Below are 14,944 nucleotides of genomic sequence, written 5' to 3'. Positions count from 1 at the left end.
GCCCGCCTAGGCAGGGCTCTCCTGCAGCAGGTTCGCGTCGCGCAGGCGCTGCGCGGCGAGGTAGTCGAGCAGCGCCTCGCGGGTCGTGTAGGCCGGCCTGAAGCCCATCACGCGCGCCGCCTTGTCGCCATCGGCGACACAGACGTACCTGAGGTACCGCAAAAAGCTCGGCGGCACGGCCGAGGCTTGCGTGATCCAGAGCGCGCCGACGAGCGAGCTCGCGAGCGTGTGCGGCAGCGGCATCGACGAGCGGCCGGCCAATCGCAGCACCGTGGACAGCGGCAAGACGCCGTCGGACGCGATGTTGAACGTGCCCGGATGATCCCGATCGAGCGCGAGCTTGAAGGCCGCGAGCGCGTCGACCTCGTGCACGAACTGCCAGAGCGGATCGAAGCCGAGCAGCGTGGGCACGTACCGCATGCCGAGATACCGCGTGACCCAGTTCTGCACCGTCGGCCCGACGATCGGCGCCGTGCGCAAGACCGTGACCACCGTGCCCTTCGACTTCGCGGCGAAGGCGTTGAGCTCACGCTCGGCGGCGATCTTGTCCGCGAAGAAAGGCTCGTCCATGTCGGCGCGCAGCGCGTGCCGTTCGGTGAGGAAGTTCGGGTTCGTCGGATGCGCGCCGTAGAGCATCGTCTGGCTCCACTGCACGAGCTTGCGCAGCCGCACCTGCCGCACGGCGTTGAGGAGGTGCATCGTGCCGACGGACTCGAGCTCGTGCGCCCAGCCCGTCGCGTGCGTCGGCGACGAGAGGAAGCAGAGGTGCACGAGCGTGTCGACCTCCTCGGACGCGAGGATCTCGGCGACGCGATCCTCCGAGGCGGGGTTCGTCAGATCGACCTCGAAGTGCCGCGCCTTCGGGCCGGCCGTGTCGGGCGACTTCACGTCGATCGTCACGATGCGGGCCGTGGCTGGATCTTCTTCCAGGAGGCCGACGAGGTTTCGGCCGAGAAAACACGCCGCGCCCGTGAGCGCGACGACGCGCCCGCCCGAGCGGCTCCGCGAGCCCCTCGCCGGCGGGATCGCCGTCTCGCGCGGCTCGCTGTTCGAGTTGTCGATCGGATCTGCCATGCGGAGCGGACTCGACACTACCCGCTCGCGCGGCGATGGCAACACCTCGATTGACGCTCGGGGCCTACGCTCGGACAAGCCGAGCTACGTCCCCGAACCACCCCGTTTGGCCAGGCGAGGGCAGGTTCGCCCAGAGCGTCACGGCGCCGCACACGTCGCGCGTACCCACGAGACCTCGTCTCCCATCTGAATCCACATGTCCACGTCCGCGCCGCGCGCGGCCACGGCGAAACTCGTCGCGTCGGCCACGGGCATCGGCGCCGAGACCGGCGTGCCTTCGGCGTCGAGGACCACCGCGTACGCCACCTTCCGCGCGACGCCGCAGCCGAGCGGGGCGAGGTAGGCCGCGAGCACACCTCGCTCGAGCGGCCGGAGCGCGCCCGAGATCGGCGGGGCGTGCGCGCGCACCTCGGAGGCTTCCTTGCCGACCCGCTCGAACCGGAGCTTGCCGCCCTCCTTCGCGCAGCCCTCGTCGTCGATGGCGGCCCCGTACACGAGCGCGATCGGCCCCGCCGCCACGGTCGCGTCGACGATGCCGAACGGCGCCGGCACGCGCCCGATCGAGCGCGGCGCGCCGCCGTCCGCCGCTTCCCAGAACACGAGCTCCTGCCCTTCGAGCAGCGCCGTGACCACGCTGCCGCCTGCGCCGGCATCCTTCCCGGCCGGCGCCTCGACCCGCGCGAGGCACGACGGACGCGCGTCGCTCTCGGGCATGTCCGGGACGATCTCGGTCCGCTTCCACGACGACGCCGGCTCGTTCGGCGCGCCCACCCAGAGATCGGCGCCCGCGGCCGCGACGTTGCCGAGGCGGGTCGTGAGCAGCGCGCATCGCGACGAACCACATGCGAGGTCAATTGCGTCGAACCGATCGCCCTCGCCGAGCGGCGTCGCGTGGTCGCCCTGGTGCACGAACACGCGTGAGAGCTTGTCGTCGCCCTGCTCGCTGTACGCTGCGAGCCATGCGCCCGCGTCGGTGCGCGCGAGCCGCGGCATGGCCTCGGCGTCGAGCCAGGGCAGCGGCGTCGGCCCCTTGCTTTCGCCCTCCGCGTCGAGGACGAGCCCGGCGACCCCGGTGAGCCGCGGCGGCGTCTCTTTCTCGTCCGCGTCGGCCACGACGAGCGTCCCTGTCGCGCGGGGCGCGGCGACGAACCGTGTCGAGGCGGCGACCTTCGCGCGGACGAGCGGCGCGCGCATCTGGCAGCCTTCGGGGAGCGCGATCCCCGGGACCCCCGGCCCGATCCGCGCGGGCTTGAAGACCCAGGGCGCGGGGGGCGGCAAGAGCTCGTCCTTGGGGATCAGGATCGGCGCGGGCGGGCCCGCGTCGGCCTTCGTGTCCTTGTCCTTGGGCGTGCAACGATCGCAGCCGGCGGCGAAGACGAGGGCGGGGAGGAGGACGGCGAGACGTGTGTCCACTACAGCACCCGACGGAGCACCGGATACGGCTCGAGCCCGCCTACTTCCTCGAACCCGTTCGTCTCGAACGCGCCCATCGGCCCGGTCCAGAGCTCCTCGTCGTTCACCGGCTCCTTCGGCCGGCGCGGCAAGGCCTCGAGCACTCGCGCGCCGAACCTGTCCTTCGCATACGAAACGGCGCCCGCGACGAGCGCCTTCGCCACGCCCTGCTTGCGGTAGCCCGGATGCACGAGCGTGCAGCCGAGGAGGAACACGCCCTGCCGATCCCCCTGAAAAGCCGGGAGTTGCTTGTAAAACCGACGCTCGTAGGCCTTGCGCATCCCCGCCGCGGGCGTGACCTTGAGCCAGCCGACGAGCGTCTGCGTGCCCGCGTCGTCCTCGTGGATCGCCACGATCCCCTTGGCTTCGTCGCCGCCCGCCGCGAGCGCGCCGAAGAACGCCGACGCGTTCTCCTCGGGGGCGTTCGCGCAGCGGTCGAGCCATTCGTTGTTCGTCCCGTCGAAATGCCAGAACCGGCAAAAACACGGCGACGAGGCTGCCTTGAAGAGCCCTTGCAGCCCGGACGCGTGCTCGGGCCCCGCGGGGGCCGTGACGAGGCGAGGAGAGCTCATGCTTCGGACACCTTGGGCCGGAGCCCGCGCGCCGGCGAGATCCCTTCCCACGCCGCGGCGAGCGCGCAGAGCCGCGCCTCTTCGAGCGGCGGGCCCACGAGCTGCAGGCCCACGGGAAGCGATGGGACGCCGTCCGCCGCGGGCGTGGGCGCGCACGGGACGCTCAGCGCGGGCACGCCCGCGAGGCTCGCGGGCAGCGTGTAGATGTCGGCGAGGTACATCGCGAGCGGGTCGTCGACGCGCTCGCCGAGCGGGAAGGCCACCGTCGGCGAGACCGGCGCCGCGATCGCGTCGACCTCGCGGAACGCCTCCTCGAAGTCGCGGCGGATCAGCGTCCGGACACGCTGGGCGCGCAGGTAATACGCGTCGTAGTAGCCCGCCGAGAGCACGTAGGTCCCAAGGATGATGCGCCGCGCGACCTCGCGGCCGAAGCCCTCGCCGCGCGTCTTCGCATACAGCGCCCCCAGGCTCTCCGCGCCCTCCGCCCGCGCGCCGAACCGCACGCCGTCGTACCGCGAAAGGTTCGACGACGCCTCCGCCGTCGCGAGCACGTAATACGTGGCCACCGCGTACCGCGTATGCGGCAAGCGCACCGGACGGAGCTCGCAGCCGAGCGACGCGAGCCCGGCGAGCGCCTCGCGCACGCTCTTCTCGACGGCCGGCTCGATTCCCTCTGCCAAATACTCCTCGGGCACGCCGATCCGCATCCCCCGCACGTCGCGCCCGCAGGCCGCTTCGTACGCCGCGACGGGCGCGCCGAGGCTCGTCTGGTCGTGCGGATCACGCCCCGCGATCACGCCGAGCAGCCGCGCCGCCGAGCGCACGTCGGCCGCGAAGGGCCCGACTTGATCGAGGCTCGACGCGAACGCGATGAGCCCGTACCGCGACACGCGCCCGTACGTCGGCTTGATCCCGACCGTCCCCGTGAGCGCCGCGGGCTGGCGGATGCTGCCGCCCGTGTCCGAGCCGAGCGCGCCGAGCGCGAGCCCCGCCGCCACCGCGACGGCGCTCCCGCCCGACGAGCCGCCCGGGGTGCGCGACGGATCCCAGGGGTTCTTCGCCGGGAAAAACGCGCTGTTTTCGTTCGACGAGCCCATCGCGAACTCGTCCATGTTCGTCTTGCCGACGAGCACCGCGTCGGCCTCGCGCAGGCGCGCGACCACCGTCGCGTCGTAGGGCGGCCGGAAGCCGCGCCGCGGATCGGGCGTCGCCTCGCCTTTCGAGGGAGGCCGGAGCAGGATCCGCGATCCGGCCGTGGTCGGCGCGTCGCGCGTGCAGAGCGCGTCCTTGATGCCGATGGGCACGCCGGCGAGCGGCCCCAGCGCCTCGCCCCGCGCGCGCTTTTGATCGACCGCGCGGGCAGCCTGGAGCGCCTCCTCGGCTTGCACCGTCAGAAACGCCCCGAGCGCGCCGTCGCGCTGCGTGATGCGATCGAGGCAGGCCTTCGTGACCTCCTCGGCCGAGACCTCGCCGCGCGTGACGAGGCCGGCGAGCTCCGGGATCGAGCGATCGAGCACCGTCGCGTCCATGATCAATCCTCTTCCACGAAGCCCGGCACCGCGAACCCATCCATCGACGTCCGCGGCGCCTCGCGGAGCGCGATCTCGTGCGGCAGGCTCTCGTGTGGCTCGTCCGCGCGGAGCGGCGCCCGACCCAGCTCGACATGCGCCGTCGGTTCGATCCCCGTCACGTCGAGCTCTTCGAGCTGCCGGACGTACGCGAGGATACGGCCGAGATCCCCGGTCAAGCGTCGGATCTCGGCGTCCGGGAGATCGAGATTGGCGAGGCGAGCGAGCGAGCGGACCTCGTCCTCGGCGATGGGGGCAGATCCTTCGGGCGCGGGGGGCATCCTGCCGGATGTAGCACGGGGGAGCGGCGGCGGAAGCTCGAGCGGACGCGGAAGCCGGAGCGGACGCGGCATTCCGATCGGAATGCCGGCCATTTCGAGGTTTCACGGCGAGAGCGTCGGCACGTCGTTCTCCCAGCGCATGCGCGCGAGCGCCGAGGAGAACTCCACCGCGAGCCGCGGCGTCAGGCCCTCGTAGGTCAGGTGGCACGACGTCGTATCCACGCTGATCATACGCCCCGCGCGCTCCTGCGCCGGCAAGCTCGCCGTCTTCGCGCGCCACGCCTCGAAGCCGGCCGGGCTCCCGCACACGAGCGCCGCTTGCTCCGCGCCGAGCGCGAGGCGCGCGCCGAGCTCCTCGCGATCCTGCTCGCACGTCCCGCGCCCGAGCGCTTTCGCCACGACCCGGCAGGCCTTGATCTGCGTGTTCACCACGCACCCTTCGAGCTCGACGTGTTTGTCGAATTTCACGAACTTGCCCACCACGTCGAGGGAATCCTCGGGCTTGAGGGCCGCCACCTCGGCCGCCTCGCTCTCCCGCACCGAACACCGCACGGACGGCGCGTCGGGCCTCGCCTCCTTGGGCATCGTCACCACCACCTTCGCCCCGTCCTTCACGACCTCGCCGAGCTTGCCCCGGACGAGCACGTGTTTGCCTTTGAATCGCTCGTCCGCGCGCGCCGCGCTCGCCTCGTAGGCGTCGAGCAGCTCCACGTGGGACACTTCGACCTCGGGCGGATTCGTCCGGACGGAAGGGGTAGGGGCCGGCGGGGCCGCGCTCGCGGAAGAGAGGGCCGCTCCTTCGCGCGAGGCATTGTCGGAGCGGGAGCAGGAGACGACCCCGAAGGCCACGAGAGCGACCCAGAACCACGAGTATCGGCGCGCCATGGCGCGACAGGCTACGAGGTCCGCGCGCGAGAGACAACCAGTGGTAACGTCCCTCGAGCCGGGATCATGACGAACGAGCCCACCACCGACCCTCCTCGCTCGAAGATCCGCGCCGCATTCGTCTTCGGCGCGAAGCTCGCGCTCGTCGGCGTGGGCCTCCTCGTGGCCTCCTTTGCCGCTCCACCCGTCTGGGTGCACGTGCTCGGCGGCTCCCTCGCGGCCCTCGCGCTCGTCGTCGCCCTGAGCCGCGCGAAAGGCCGGCGCATCGTCACCGCCTTCGGCTTGCTCGCGACGGTGCCCCTCCTCGTGTTCGCCGCGAAGCTCGGCATGGATGCGCATATCACCTCCGCGCCGCTCGGCTGCGCTTGTACCTATTGCTCGGATGCGTTCTCCCTCGCGAATTTTTCGAACTGGCCCTTCCGCCAGCCGGATCAATGGTTCGCCTTCCTCGCGCCGATCACGTTTCCCCTCGTCGGCGCGCTCGGCGCGCTGATCCCCCTCTTGCTCTTGCGCGTGCGTACTTCCTTTTCTCGACGCATTCGCGCGGGAGGAGGCCTCGTCCTCCATGCCGCGAGCCTCGCATCCCTGGCGCTCGCCGCGGCGCTGCTCGTGCACGCGTTCGTCTGCGCAGCGCGGTATCCAGCGGCCGACACGTATCTTCCTTCGCTTCCAGAAGCGGGCGTCCTCTCGCCCGCGCTGGGCAAACCCGCGGAGGTGCGCGACTACCGTATGAGCAAATGGCCCGCGATCCTGGACGTCTACAGAGACCGCGTGGATGGGCTCTCCATCGAGCGATCCTGCAATGTCTCGGGGAGCGTGTGCGAATTCAGCATCGGCGGCCTGCGGAGCTGCCAGAACCTCGTCGAGAGGAGCGCCGCGGTGACCCTCCGGCGCGACGCCGCGCACGATTTCATCACGATCGACGACGGCTCGCATCGATTCGCGTTTCGTGGAGGAACGCCCATCCACGTCACCACGAACGACATCGCCGACGCCGTGAGCCCCGCGCGTGGGTGGCTCTTCGTGGGTTGTCTGGGAATGCTGCTCGCCGGTTGGCTCCAGGCGCGGAGGCGCCGCGCCGAGGAACGCCTCGACGCGGCCGCGCTCGACGTGCTCGCGGCCGCCGCCGCGTGGAGCGGCGTCGCGCCGCTCCTCGCAATCGTGGGCAAGATGATCTGAGCTTGCTGCTCGCGCCCGGGGCTCAGGGGCTGCAGAGAATCGCGCAGTAGTTGCTGGGGTCGGCCGCGCACGAGGGATCGATGTCGACCGCGGGGTTCAGGTCGCCGCAGTTGCATCCACCGTAGTTGTTCGGCTCGCAGCCGCAGTCGAACGCGTAGGTGGCGGAGGAGTACTCGGGGACATCGATCTCCGCGCAGGAGATGAACACGAAGTCCTTATCGACGTTCTCCGAGACGCAGATGACCTTGTTCAGGACATCTCCGGGCGGCAGCTCCTCGTCCGCGGTCTGGTTCGGGTTGGCTCGCGTGAGGAGGTCATCGGCGGCGTGACAGACGAAGTCGTTGGGGTTGTTAACGTCGTTGATGATCGTGCCGTAGCAATCCTCGCCTGCGTAGATCACGTAATCGAACGTGACGTTCAAGGTCCCCGGATAGTCGGGATCGGGCACGGCGTCGGAGGAGCAGAGCTCCTCGAAGGCCTTCGCGGCCTTCTTCTGGCCCTGCGCGGGCTCCAGGGTGCCGTCGGCGTTGAAGTTGAAGCACGCCTCGGCCTCGTTGAAGCAGCGGTACTTGCTATCCGCCTGCCCATCACGGGTGGCCGTGATGCGCACGGAGTTGCCTTCCCAGCTCACGCCGCCCGTGAACGCCATCTGGACGCTCGACGTCATGCCATTCTCGTCGTCGCCATTGCCGTCCAGATCATTGCACCCGCTCACCGTGAAAAGGCCGACGAGCGCCACGAAGCCACCGAACGAGATAAGCTTATTGAAGTGCATGGTCGTTTCCCCCTGTCCTATTCAACGTGCTCGACGTCTCGCGACGCCGAGCGGAAGACTCCGTCGCCGGCCGCGCTTCCGCGGGACGGATCCATGGTCGGGATGGGCTGCATCTCAATGCAGCGCGAGCCCCACCTCGACTCTCGGTCGGCGCGATGTGCGCGTTTTCACCGAGCGACGAGATGACCGGAACCTAGCTTGGAATGTGAGCTCGGCAAGAAAAAAGGGAATCAGTCGAGAAGACAACACTGGAGGAAACCGGAGATCCCGCTGCCGGCTCTTCGACATCCGCATTTCCCAGCATGCTCCTCGTCCGGCGGAGCCCGATATCGGATTCCGCCACCATTGCGGAGGCCTCGTCCTCCGCCCTGTCCGGAGCCTCACCCCACCGGTTGTGCCGCCCCTCCTGGAAAGTTCCAGGGATGACGCGCGGCGCCAATCGATTCTTTATACACGGGACGCCTGCTTCCGTTGATACGACCCACACGTGTCTGATAATTTCCCGCCTGTCGCTTCCCTGAACGAAGGAGGGAATTTCCATGAAAAGAGTTCATCACTTCTTGGCCGTCGGGGGCCTCTTCTTCGGCGCTGCTTCGATGGGCGCCGGCTGCGCCGTGGAGGACGGCACCGAAGGCGACGTCGACAATGATCTCGTCGGCGACGCGAACCTGGATCCTGCCTCGCTTCCCGGGCGCGGGTGCGGCGTCAAGAACCTCCCCGCAGAAGAGATGCTGCGGGTCGAAGAGGAGTTCGAACGGATCAAGATCGTGCGTCCGGAGAACGCCTTCACCGGCCCGGTCACGATCCCCGTGTACTTCCACGTGATCAACAAGGGCACGGGCGTCGCGAACGGCGACGTCCCCCAGAGCCAGATCGACTCGCAGATCGCGGTGCTCAACGCCGCGTACGCGAGCGCCGGGTTCAAGTTCCAGCTCATGTCCGTCGACCGGACGACGAACGCGACCTGGTACACGATGGCCCCGGACACGTCGACCGAGACGGCCGCGAAGACCGCGCTCCGCAAGGGCGGCGCGAACGCGCTCAACATCTACACGGCGAACCCCGGCGGCGGCCTGCTCGGCTGGGCGACGTTCCCCTCGTGGTACACCGGCGCGCCCAGCGACGACGGCGTCGTGCTCCTCTACTCCTCTGTCCCCGGCGGGACCGCGACGCCCTACAACGAGGGCGACACCGGCACGCACGAGGTCGGCCACTGGCTCGGCCTCTACCACACGTTCCAGGGTGGCTGCGCGTCTCCGGGCGACTCGGTCTCGGACACGCCGCCCGAGGCCTCTGCGGCCAGCGGCTGTCCGACGAACCGCGACACCTGCTCCGGCGGCGGGCTGGACCCGGTCAAGAACTTCATGGATTACACCGACGACGCGTGCATGAACACGTTCTCGGCGGGCCAGATCACCCGCATGCAGAGCCAGTGGGACACGTACCGCGCCTCCGGGTCGCCGCCGCCGCCGCCGCCGCCGCCTCCGCCTCCGCCGCCGCCGCCGTCCGGCACGTGCGCGCATGACAAGTGCGTCGCCGGCGCGGCGCTGGCGTCGAACTGTGACTCGGTCGTCCAGACGGTCTGCGCCTCCGACGCCTATTGCTGCTCCACGAGCTGGGACAGCCAATGCGTGGAAGAGGTGTACACCATCGGCGGCAGCGACGCGTGTTACAAGGGCTCGTGCGCGCATAACGTGTGCACGTCCGGCACCAAGCTCACCAAGGGCTGCGATCCGCTGGGCATCGTGACGGCCGTCTGCAACAACGATGCATACTGCTGCAGCACGAGCTGGGACAGCGTCTGCGTGGGCAAAGTCGACTCCGTCGCCGGCTATTCCTGCAACTGAAGCGATAGGGGAGGCGGGCGCGAGCCGAGCCCGGAGCGCGCCCCTCCCTCCGCTGGACGGATGCCCGTGGGATTGCGCGCCGTACGAGCACGGCGCGCTCGCCCCGCATCATAGCTCAGACACGCACTCGCCCTCGACGCAAACCTCCAGGTTGTTGCAACGGTTGCCGCAGGCTCCGCAGTGGAGCTTCTCGTTGAGGTTCGTGCAGCCCGAAGGTGCGGCGGAGCAATAGACCTGGCCGCTCGGGCAGCAGTTGCTGCTCGTGCACTCGCAGGCTCCGTTGATGCATTGCTGGCCCGTGTCGCATTCATTCCCGCAGCTACCGCAGTTGTTCTCGTCGGTGGCGAGGTTGCGACAGACGCTGAAGAACCCGGCAGGGCAGCAGTTGAGGCCAGGGTCGCAGCCGCCGGCGCTGCAGATCCCACCCTCGCCGACGGCTTGCTCGGCCTCGCCGACGCTCTCGTCCGCGATCGAGGCGTTGATGTCGGAATCATCCGGATCGGCCGCCGCGCAGCCCATATCCATCGCAGCGACGCCGCCGATGACGAGCACGGCCAGCATGGAGACGAAACGAGAGATCTTCTTGTCGAATGCCATGGCATCTTCTCCTCGAGCAATCGATTGCACGTTCGGTGCGGCCTACGGACCTTCGGCCGCCACCCGCTTGGCCGGGCACTTTTCAAGAACGGTGCCAGTACGAAAATCGAGGCGAGGAGGGGGCCACGAGCCGCAGGCCGGCACGTGCCCGTGGTTCATGCGTGTCGTGGGTACGCGGGCTGCGTAATTGAGGGACGCAGGGGCCTCGCACGTCTACCGCGGGGATGGCCTGAGGCATCACCGGCTCCTGCTCGTCAACGCGCTGCGCGACGGTCAGGGGAGCATAGGCGCTCCATTGAGCGCCCTCGCGAGAGCGCGGAAAAATCCATCATCGAGGCCCCAAGTGCACCATGGGTCGACCGCACGTGTTGACATCGTCTTGGGCGGAAGCGACCATCGCACTGTGCATGCAACCGAAGCCGCAGCTCTCCCACAACGATCTCTCGGGAACGCGTTCGAGCGCGGCGGAGGCATGGACGCCATGAGGACCCATGAGATCGGGCGGCACTCGCTCATCTACGGTGATGACGACGTCTCCACCATGATTTACCGCGGCCGCGTCTCGTACGCCGAGATGCGCGAGATCCTCGCGACGGAGGATCTCTCGAACGTGCCCGACGTCGTGCTCCTGATCTGCGACATCCGCGCGTTCGGAGGGATGGACAGCGAGACGCGGCGCCTCGGCGCGACGAACCCCAAGCCTGCAAAGCGGTATTTCACGGCATACATCGGCGCCGGCTTCAGCTTGCGGGTCTTCGTCAATATGTGGAATCGGGCAACGAACTTCATCCACGGCGAGAAGTACGTCAGCGGTTTTTTCGACGACGAGGCGTCCGCGCGGGCGTGGCTCGTGGAGCAACGGGAGGCGTTCGAGCGCGGGGAGATGCGCTGAACGGAATGCCCCCGGGCCGAGCGATTGTGCTCGCCTGCCCCCATGCGCTCCTTCATGAGCTCACGGAGAACGGCATCGCCGCGGTCCAGTTACGATGACGGTTGACGCGCGCCCGTCCCACGCGCCGGGTCAACAATGCTCATCCAGGAATGCGAGCAACGCGTCGACGTCGACCGGCTTGCTCAAGAACGCGGTCGGGCAGAGCGCGCGGACGCGATTGCTGTTCGCTCCGGCCGTCAGGACGACGACGGGAATCCTCGAAAGCGCCGGATGCTGGCGTTGCTCCGCGAGGAACCCGTAGCCATCCATGATGGGCATCATCATGTCGAGCAAGATGACGCAGGGCGCCTCGTTCTCCGCGAGATACGAGAGCGCCGCGCGCCCATTACAAGCCGTCACCACGTGATAACCCTCGTCCTCGAGGAGCGCCTCCAGGGCCTCGATCACCCCCGGATCGTCATCGACGACGAGGACCGTGCCGGCACGACACCTGTCTGCCTCCGACATGGCATTCTGTTGATCGTCGAACACGCAATCCTCCTCGACGGCGCGCTGCCCTTCGGGTCAACTCGATTCCACCGGGACGCGCGGCAGCGTCACGCGGAAGGTCGACCCTGCCCCAGGCTCGCTCTCGAGGTCGAGCGTGCCGCGGAACGCGTCCACGATCTTGCGCACGATCCAGAGCCCGAGGCCGAACCCGCCGCGGTGCTGCTCCGGCGGGGAGAGCTGGACGAATCGATCGAAGATCCGGCCCTGATCCTGCGGCGGGATCCCGGGGCCATGGTCGCGCACCGACACGACGGCATGCCCGTCCTCTTCGGTCACGGTGACTTCGATCGGCGCTCCAGGCGCATACTTGATTGCATTCGAGAGGATGTTCACCAGCACCTGCTCGACCCGCAGCCGGTCCCAGGTGCCCGTGATCGGCGCGTCTGCGCGCAGCGAGAGCGTGCAGCCTGCCTTGTCCAGGTTCTCGGAGAAACGCTCGGCGGTCATTCGTGCGACGTCGACGAGGTCCACCTCCTCGGGCGTGAGTGCGAGCTGACCGGACAAGGCGCGTGAGAAGTCGAGGAGATAATTCACGAGCTTCTCCAGCCTGCCGCACTCCGCCTTGGCCTTCGTCAGCCGCTCGGCGAGCTGCCCCGCCGTGCATGTCCCTTTCGCGCCGGCCCGCAGCAGGCTCTCGATGTAGAGCTGCAGCGAGGTGAGCGGCGTCTTCAGCTCGTGGGAGGCGACCGAGATGAAGTCTTCTCGCATTCGCAGCGCCTTCTCGAGCTCTGCCGTGCGCTGGCGGACGCGCTCCTCGAGCTCCTCGTTGAGCTGGCGAAGCTCCTCTTTGGCGATCTTGAGCGACGAGCTCTCGATGAGCTCCCATTGGTCGGCGCGTCGGGTGAGCGCGAACTGATGGCTCCGCACGACGTCGATGACGCTTTGGGAGTTGCATCGGCCGAGCGAGTAGGCGCAGAGGCCGACGATCCGGTGTCCCCGAAACGCCCCGGTCAGCCTCGCCTCGTACTCGGCGAAGCTCTTCCAGTCGCATACCTCGAGAAAGGACGTGTTTCCGCTCGCCCGCAGCCCCGAATAGCCATTCTGGAGCGCGATGTCTTGCCGCTCGATCCACATTCGATGGAGGGTCTCGGTCTCGAGCCCCCCGGTCTTCAGGTACCAGTCGCCATAATCGATGATCTCGAGCTGACCGCTGCGCTCGAGCGCGCCGAGGTTGGGCACGGCCGCCCTGAGCAGGTCGCGCGCCTGGTGGGCGCGGAGCGGCTCGGCCGTGACCCAGATACATTGCGCGTTCCCGCGGAGCCCCGCGAGGAAATACGGAACGAGCGCGTCGGCGAGATCCCGCTGTGAATCATAGAACTGGCAAAAATGCGTGCCCCAAGGGAGAGAACCGACTGCCGGGATACCGCTGTCAACGCCCGCTGCGACCATGATCCATTCGCACTCCGCATGCGTTGTGGCGATGCGAGGAGGTGGATGCAAGCGAAGGCCGCGCGATTTTCATTCCGAATGCTGGCGATCGTGCTCGACGTCGCTCGCAGGAGGGGGGAAGCCAGTTCCTGGGCATGCGAAGATCGACCCCTCACGGCTCGTAGACCAGGACGCTCTGGCGCTGCGCGATCACGACGACGCGGTCGTCGCTGGAGAGCTCGACCTCGTGGAGGTGCACGCCCGGCGGCAGCGTCCACGTCTGGCGAGGCGCGCTCGTCGCCTTGTCGACGACCAGCAGGCGGAATGCGCCGGGATTGCCCTTTTCACGGAGGGTGAGGACATCGACCGCGCGCCCCTCGCGCATCGCCTCGAGCGAATGCGGTACCGCGAGGCCGGCGGCCCCTGCAGGCAGCGTCCAGGACCCGTACGTATCGCTGGTCGCGCCGAGCGCCCGGAGCGTCTTCGGCACACCCCGACGCTCGTCGCGCTCCGGTGGCATCCGGAGCCCGGGACACGTGCCGCCGATCTTCGTCTCGCACAACGTGCGGCCCGACGCGACGTCGAGCACGGTCCACGTCCCGTATGCGCCGAGGCGCACCACGTCGTCCGAGAGCGCGGCGAGCACGGCCTTCCGTGTGGGCGGCGGCGCCGGGACGCGCGCCAAAAGGGCGCCAGCGACGTCGTACACGGCGATGTCGGCGTCGTGCAGCGCGAAGACACGGCGGGGGCCGATCGCGAGCGCCCACACGTTCTCGTTCGGCCCGCTCGCCCCCCACACCCGCTCGCCGCTCGGGACGCGCAGTCCTTGCAACGCGACGCCCTGGACGACGACGGAGCCCTCATCGCGCGTGAAGGCGAGCGCGCGCGCGCCGTTGACCACGGGGAAGGGCGCCCCGGCGCGCCCCTCGGCGAGATCCACCACGACACCCTTGCCGCTGCCGATGCCGCTGCTGCCGAGACCGACGATGCCGAGCCAGCGCCCCGAAGGTGAGGCCGTCGCCGCGACCGACGCGAGGTCGGGCGGCAGGGGCACGCGTCCACGGTTGCGCCCGTCGCGGTCGATCGTCCTCAGCGCCTCCCTCTCGACGAGCAGGAAGCCGCCGCCCGGTCGAGCGGCGAGCACCGCGTGGTCCTCGCAGCCGAGCTCGGTGACCAGGACGCCGCGCGCGTCGAAGAACTCGCAAGCCGCGCCCCGACGTACCGCGACGACCCCGTCGTCGGTGACGGCGACCGCGCCGACCTCGCCGCGGATAACGAAGGTCCGCGTGCCGTCGGGACCGGCAACCACGACGGTCGAACGACCGTCGCCCGTGCAGGCGATGCGCGCGCCGCTCGGCGAGGCCGCTGCTGGCGTCGCGCAGGACGTCTCCGCGATGCGGCTCGACCCTCGGGCCTCACCGGCCCAGATCCCCTGCGGCGCGCCGACGAGCAGCCGACCCGCCGCGTCGACGGCGAGCACCGCAGGGGCGTACGGGAGGGGTGTGGGTCGGATGAAACCGTCGTCGCGCACCTCGACGAGCGCTTCGCGATCGTCGTCGAACGCGAGCGCGCGTCCTTCCGGCGTCACCGCGACGCTCGCGGCATTGACTCCGTACCTCAGCGAGCCGAGACGGAGGCGCGCGCCGGGCGGCAAGGTGTCCGGATCGACGAAACCATCGTCCCCGCGTTCGTCGGCGTGACGGCTCACCGTCGCCGTCGCGCCGCCATCGGCGGACGGCGCGCGCGCAGCGGCCACGTCGGGCTTCGCCGGCCCGCTGCGCGAAGACGCGCTACGCGAAGGCGCCCCGCCGCACGCGACCACCAGGGAGAGGAAGCCCGCATACCCGCGTCGAATCACGACGCATCCTACGCGGCGCGCACGATGGCGCCCAAGAAAAACAAATC

The 14,944-nt window shown here is 69.2% G+C and carries 13 protein-coding genes and 1 pseudogene; 3 read left to right on the top strand and 11 right to left on the bottom strand.

The features are described 5' to 3' along the window. Positions 1 to 6: 6 nt before the first annotated feature. The 6 genes from QHF83_RS08885 to QHF83_RS08860 all read right to left on the bottom strand — a co-directional run bounded on the left by QHF83_RS08885 (position 7) and on the right by QHF83_RS08860 (position 5,832). The gene (locus tag QHF83_RS08885) at positions 7 to 1,074 is read right to left on the bottom strand and encodes an NAD-dependent epimerase/dehydratase family protein (RefSeq protein WP_282417334.1); all 1,068 of its coding nucleotides are present in this window, start codon (positions 1,072 to 1,074) and stop codon (positions 7 to 9) included. 138 nt (positions 1,075 to 1,212) lie between these two features. After that, the gene (locus tag QHF83_RS08880) at positions 1,213 to 2,487 is read right to left on the bottom strand and encodes a hypothetical protein (RefSeq protein ID WP_282417333.1); all 1,275 of its coding nucleotides are present in this window, start codon (positions 2,485 to 2,487) and stop codon (positions 1,213 to 1,215) included. Continuing rightward, a complete protein-coding gene (locus tag QHF83_RS08875) occupies positions 2,487 to 3,098 on the bottom strand; it encodes a GNAT family N-acetyltransferase (protein WP_282417332.1) in 612 nt (203 codons plus the stop codon). Before QHF83_RS08875 ends, QHF83_RS08880 begins: the two co-directional genes overlap by 1 nt. Next, positions 3,095 to 4,627, bottom strand: a complete 1,533-nt coding sequence (gatA, locus tag QHF83_RS08870) for an Asp-tRNA(Asn)/Glu-tRNA(Gln) amidotransferase subunit GatA (protein WP_282417331.1) — start codon at positions 4,625 to 4,627, stop codon at positions 3,095 to 3,097. Before gatA ends, QHF83_RS08875 begins: the two co-directional genes overlap by 4 nt. 2 nt (positions 4,628 to 4,629) lie before the next feature. Next, positions 4,630 to 4,947 (bottom strand): Asp-tRNA(Asn)/Glu-tRNA(Gln) amidotransferase subunit GatC, encoded by a 318-nt coding sequence (gatC, locus tag QHF83_RS08865; RefSeq protein ID WP_282417330.1) that lies wholly within the window; start codon positions 4,945 to 4,947, stop codon positions 4,630 to 4,632. Positions 4,948 to 5,049: 102 nt separating this feature from the next. Continuing rightward, entirely contained in the window at positions 5,050 to 5,832 is a 783-nt protein-coding gene (locus tag QHF83_RS08860) for a hypothetical protein (RefSeq protein WP_282417329.1), read from the bottom strand. 66 nt (positions 5,833 to 5,898) lie between these two features. Between QHF83_RS08860 and QHF83_RS08855 the strand changes: the two genes are divergently transcribed. Continuing rightward, entirely contained in the window at positions 5,899 to 7,011 is a 1,113-nt protein-coding gene (locus QHF83_RS08855) for a hypothetical protein (RefSeq protein WP_282417328.1), read from the top strand. 22 nt (positions 7,012 to 7,033) lie between these two features. Here QHF83_RS08855 and QHF83_RS08850 read toward each other — a convergent pair whose 3' ends face one another. Then, positions 7,034 to 7,786, bottom strand: a complete 753-nt coding sequence (locus QHF83_RS08850; RefSeq protein ID WP_282417327.1) for a hypothetical protein — start codon at positions 7,784 to 7,786, stop codon at positions 7,034 to 7,036. A gap of 791 nt (positions 7,787 to 8,577) precedes the next feature. Between QHF83_RS08850 and QHF83_RS53445 the strand changes: the two are divergent. Continuing rightward, positions 8,578 to 9,234 (top strand): annotated as a pseudogene (locus tag QHF83_RS53445) (zinc metalloprotease); the annotation flags it as partial. 507 nt (positions 9,235 to 9,741) lie between these two features. Here QHF83_RS53445 and QHF83_RS08840 read toward each other — a convergent pair. Then, complete coding sequence (locus QHF83_RS08840) at positions 9,742 to 10,230, bottom strand: hypothetical protein (protein ID WP_282417325.1); 489 nt, start codon at positions 10,228 to 10,230, stop codon at positions 9,742 to 9,744. Positions 10,231 to 10,711: 481 nt separating this feature from the next. Here QHF83_RS08840 and QHF83_RS08835 point away from each other — a divergent pair, with 481 nt between their 5' ends. Next, the gene (locus QHF83_RS08835) at positions 10,712 to 11,122 is read left to right on the top strand and encodes a hypothetical protein (RefSeq protein ID WP_282417324.1); all 411 of its coding nucleotides are present in this window, start codon (positions 10,712 to 10,714) and stop codon (positions 11,120 to 11,122) included. A gap of 129 nt (positions 11,123 to 11,251) precedes the next feature. On the opposite strand, the gene QHF83_RS08830 is transcribed toward QHF83_RS08835, so the two are convergent. The 3 genes from QHF83_RS08830 to QHF83_RS08820 form a co-directional block, all read right to left on the bottom strand. Continuing rightward, entirely contained in the window at positions 11,252 to 11,653 is a 402-nt protein-coding gene (locus tag QHF83_RS08830; protein WP_282417323.1) for a response regulator, read from the bottom strand. Positions 11,654 to 11,686: 33 nt separating this feature from the next. Continuing rightward, entirely contained in the window at positions 11,687 to 13,060 is a 1,374-nt protein-coding gene (locus tag QHF83_RS08825; protein ID WP_282417322.1) for an MEDS domain-containing protein, read from the bottom strand. Positions 13,061 to 13,211: 151 nt separating this feature from the next. Continuing rightward, positions 13,212 to 14,897, bottom strand: coding sequence for a hypothetical protein (locus tag QHF83_RS08820; RefSeq protein ID WP_282417321.1), 1,686 nt, complete (start codon positions 14,895 to 14,897; stop codon positions 13,212 to 13,214). Positions 14,898 to 14,944 lie beyond the last annotated feature (47 nt).

The sequence above is a fragment of the Polyangium sp. 15x6 genome, from assembly GCF_029960785.1.
Taxonomy (GTDB): Bacteria; Myxococcota_A; Polyangia; order Polyangiales; family Polyangiaceae; genus Polyangium.
The sequence above is the reverse complement of the archived record's forward strand: the minus strand, read 5'-3'. Positions and strand labels throughout refer to the sequence as shown.

What these genes read in the sequence shown, in the direction of transcription:
- QHF83_RS08885 (WP_282417334.1), bottom strand. Translation starts at nt 1,074, where the DNA reads ATGGCAGATCCGATCGACAACTCGAACAGCGAGCCGCGCGAGACGGCG.
- QHF83_RS08875 (WP_282417332.1), bottom strand. Translation starts at nt 3,098, where the DNA reads ATGAGCTCTCCTCGCCTCGTCACGGCCCCCGCGGGGCCCGAGCACGCG.
- gatA (WP_282417331.1), bottom strand. Translation starts at nt 4,627, where the DNA reads ATGGACGCGACGGTGCTCGATCGCTCGATCCCGGAGCTCGCCGGCCTC.
- gatC (WP_282417330.1), bottom strand. Translation starts at nt 4,947, where the DNA reads ATGCCCCCCGCGCCCGAAGGATCTGCCCCCATCGCCGAGGACGAGGTC.
- QHF83_RS08860 (WP_282417329.1), bottom strand. Translation starts at nt 5,832, where the DNA reads ATGGCGCGCCGATACTCGTGGTTCTGGGTCGCTCTCGTGGCCTTCGGG.
- QHF83_RS08855 (WP_282417328.1), top strand. Translation starts at nt 5,899, where the DNA reads ATGACGAACGAGCCCACCACCGACCCTCCTCGCTCGAAGATCCGCGCC.
- QHF83_RS08850 (WP_282417327.1), bottom strand. Translation starts at nt 7,786, where the DNA reads ATGCACTTCAATAAGCTTATCTCGTTCGGTGGCTTCGTGGCGCTCGTC.
- QHF83_RS08840 (WP_282417325.1), bottom strand. Translation starts at nt 10,230, where the DNA reads ATGGCATTCGACAAGAAGATCTCTCGTTTCGTCTCCATGCTGGCCGTG.
- QHF83_RS08835 (WP_282417324.1), top strand. Translation starts at nt 10,712, where the DNA reads ATGAGGACCCATGAGATCGGGCGGCACTCGCTCATCTACGGTGATGAC.
- QHF83_RS08825 (WP_282417322.1), bottom strand. Translation starts at nt 13,060, where the DNA reads ATGGTCGCAGCGGGCGTTGACAGCGGTATCCCGGCAGTCGGTTCTCTC.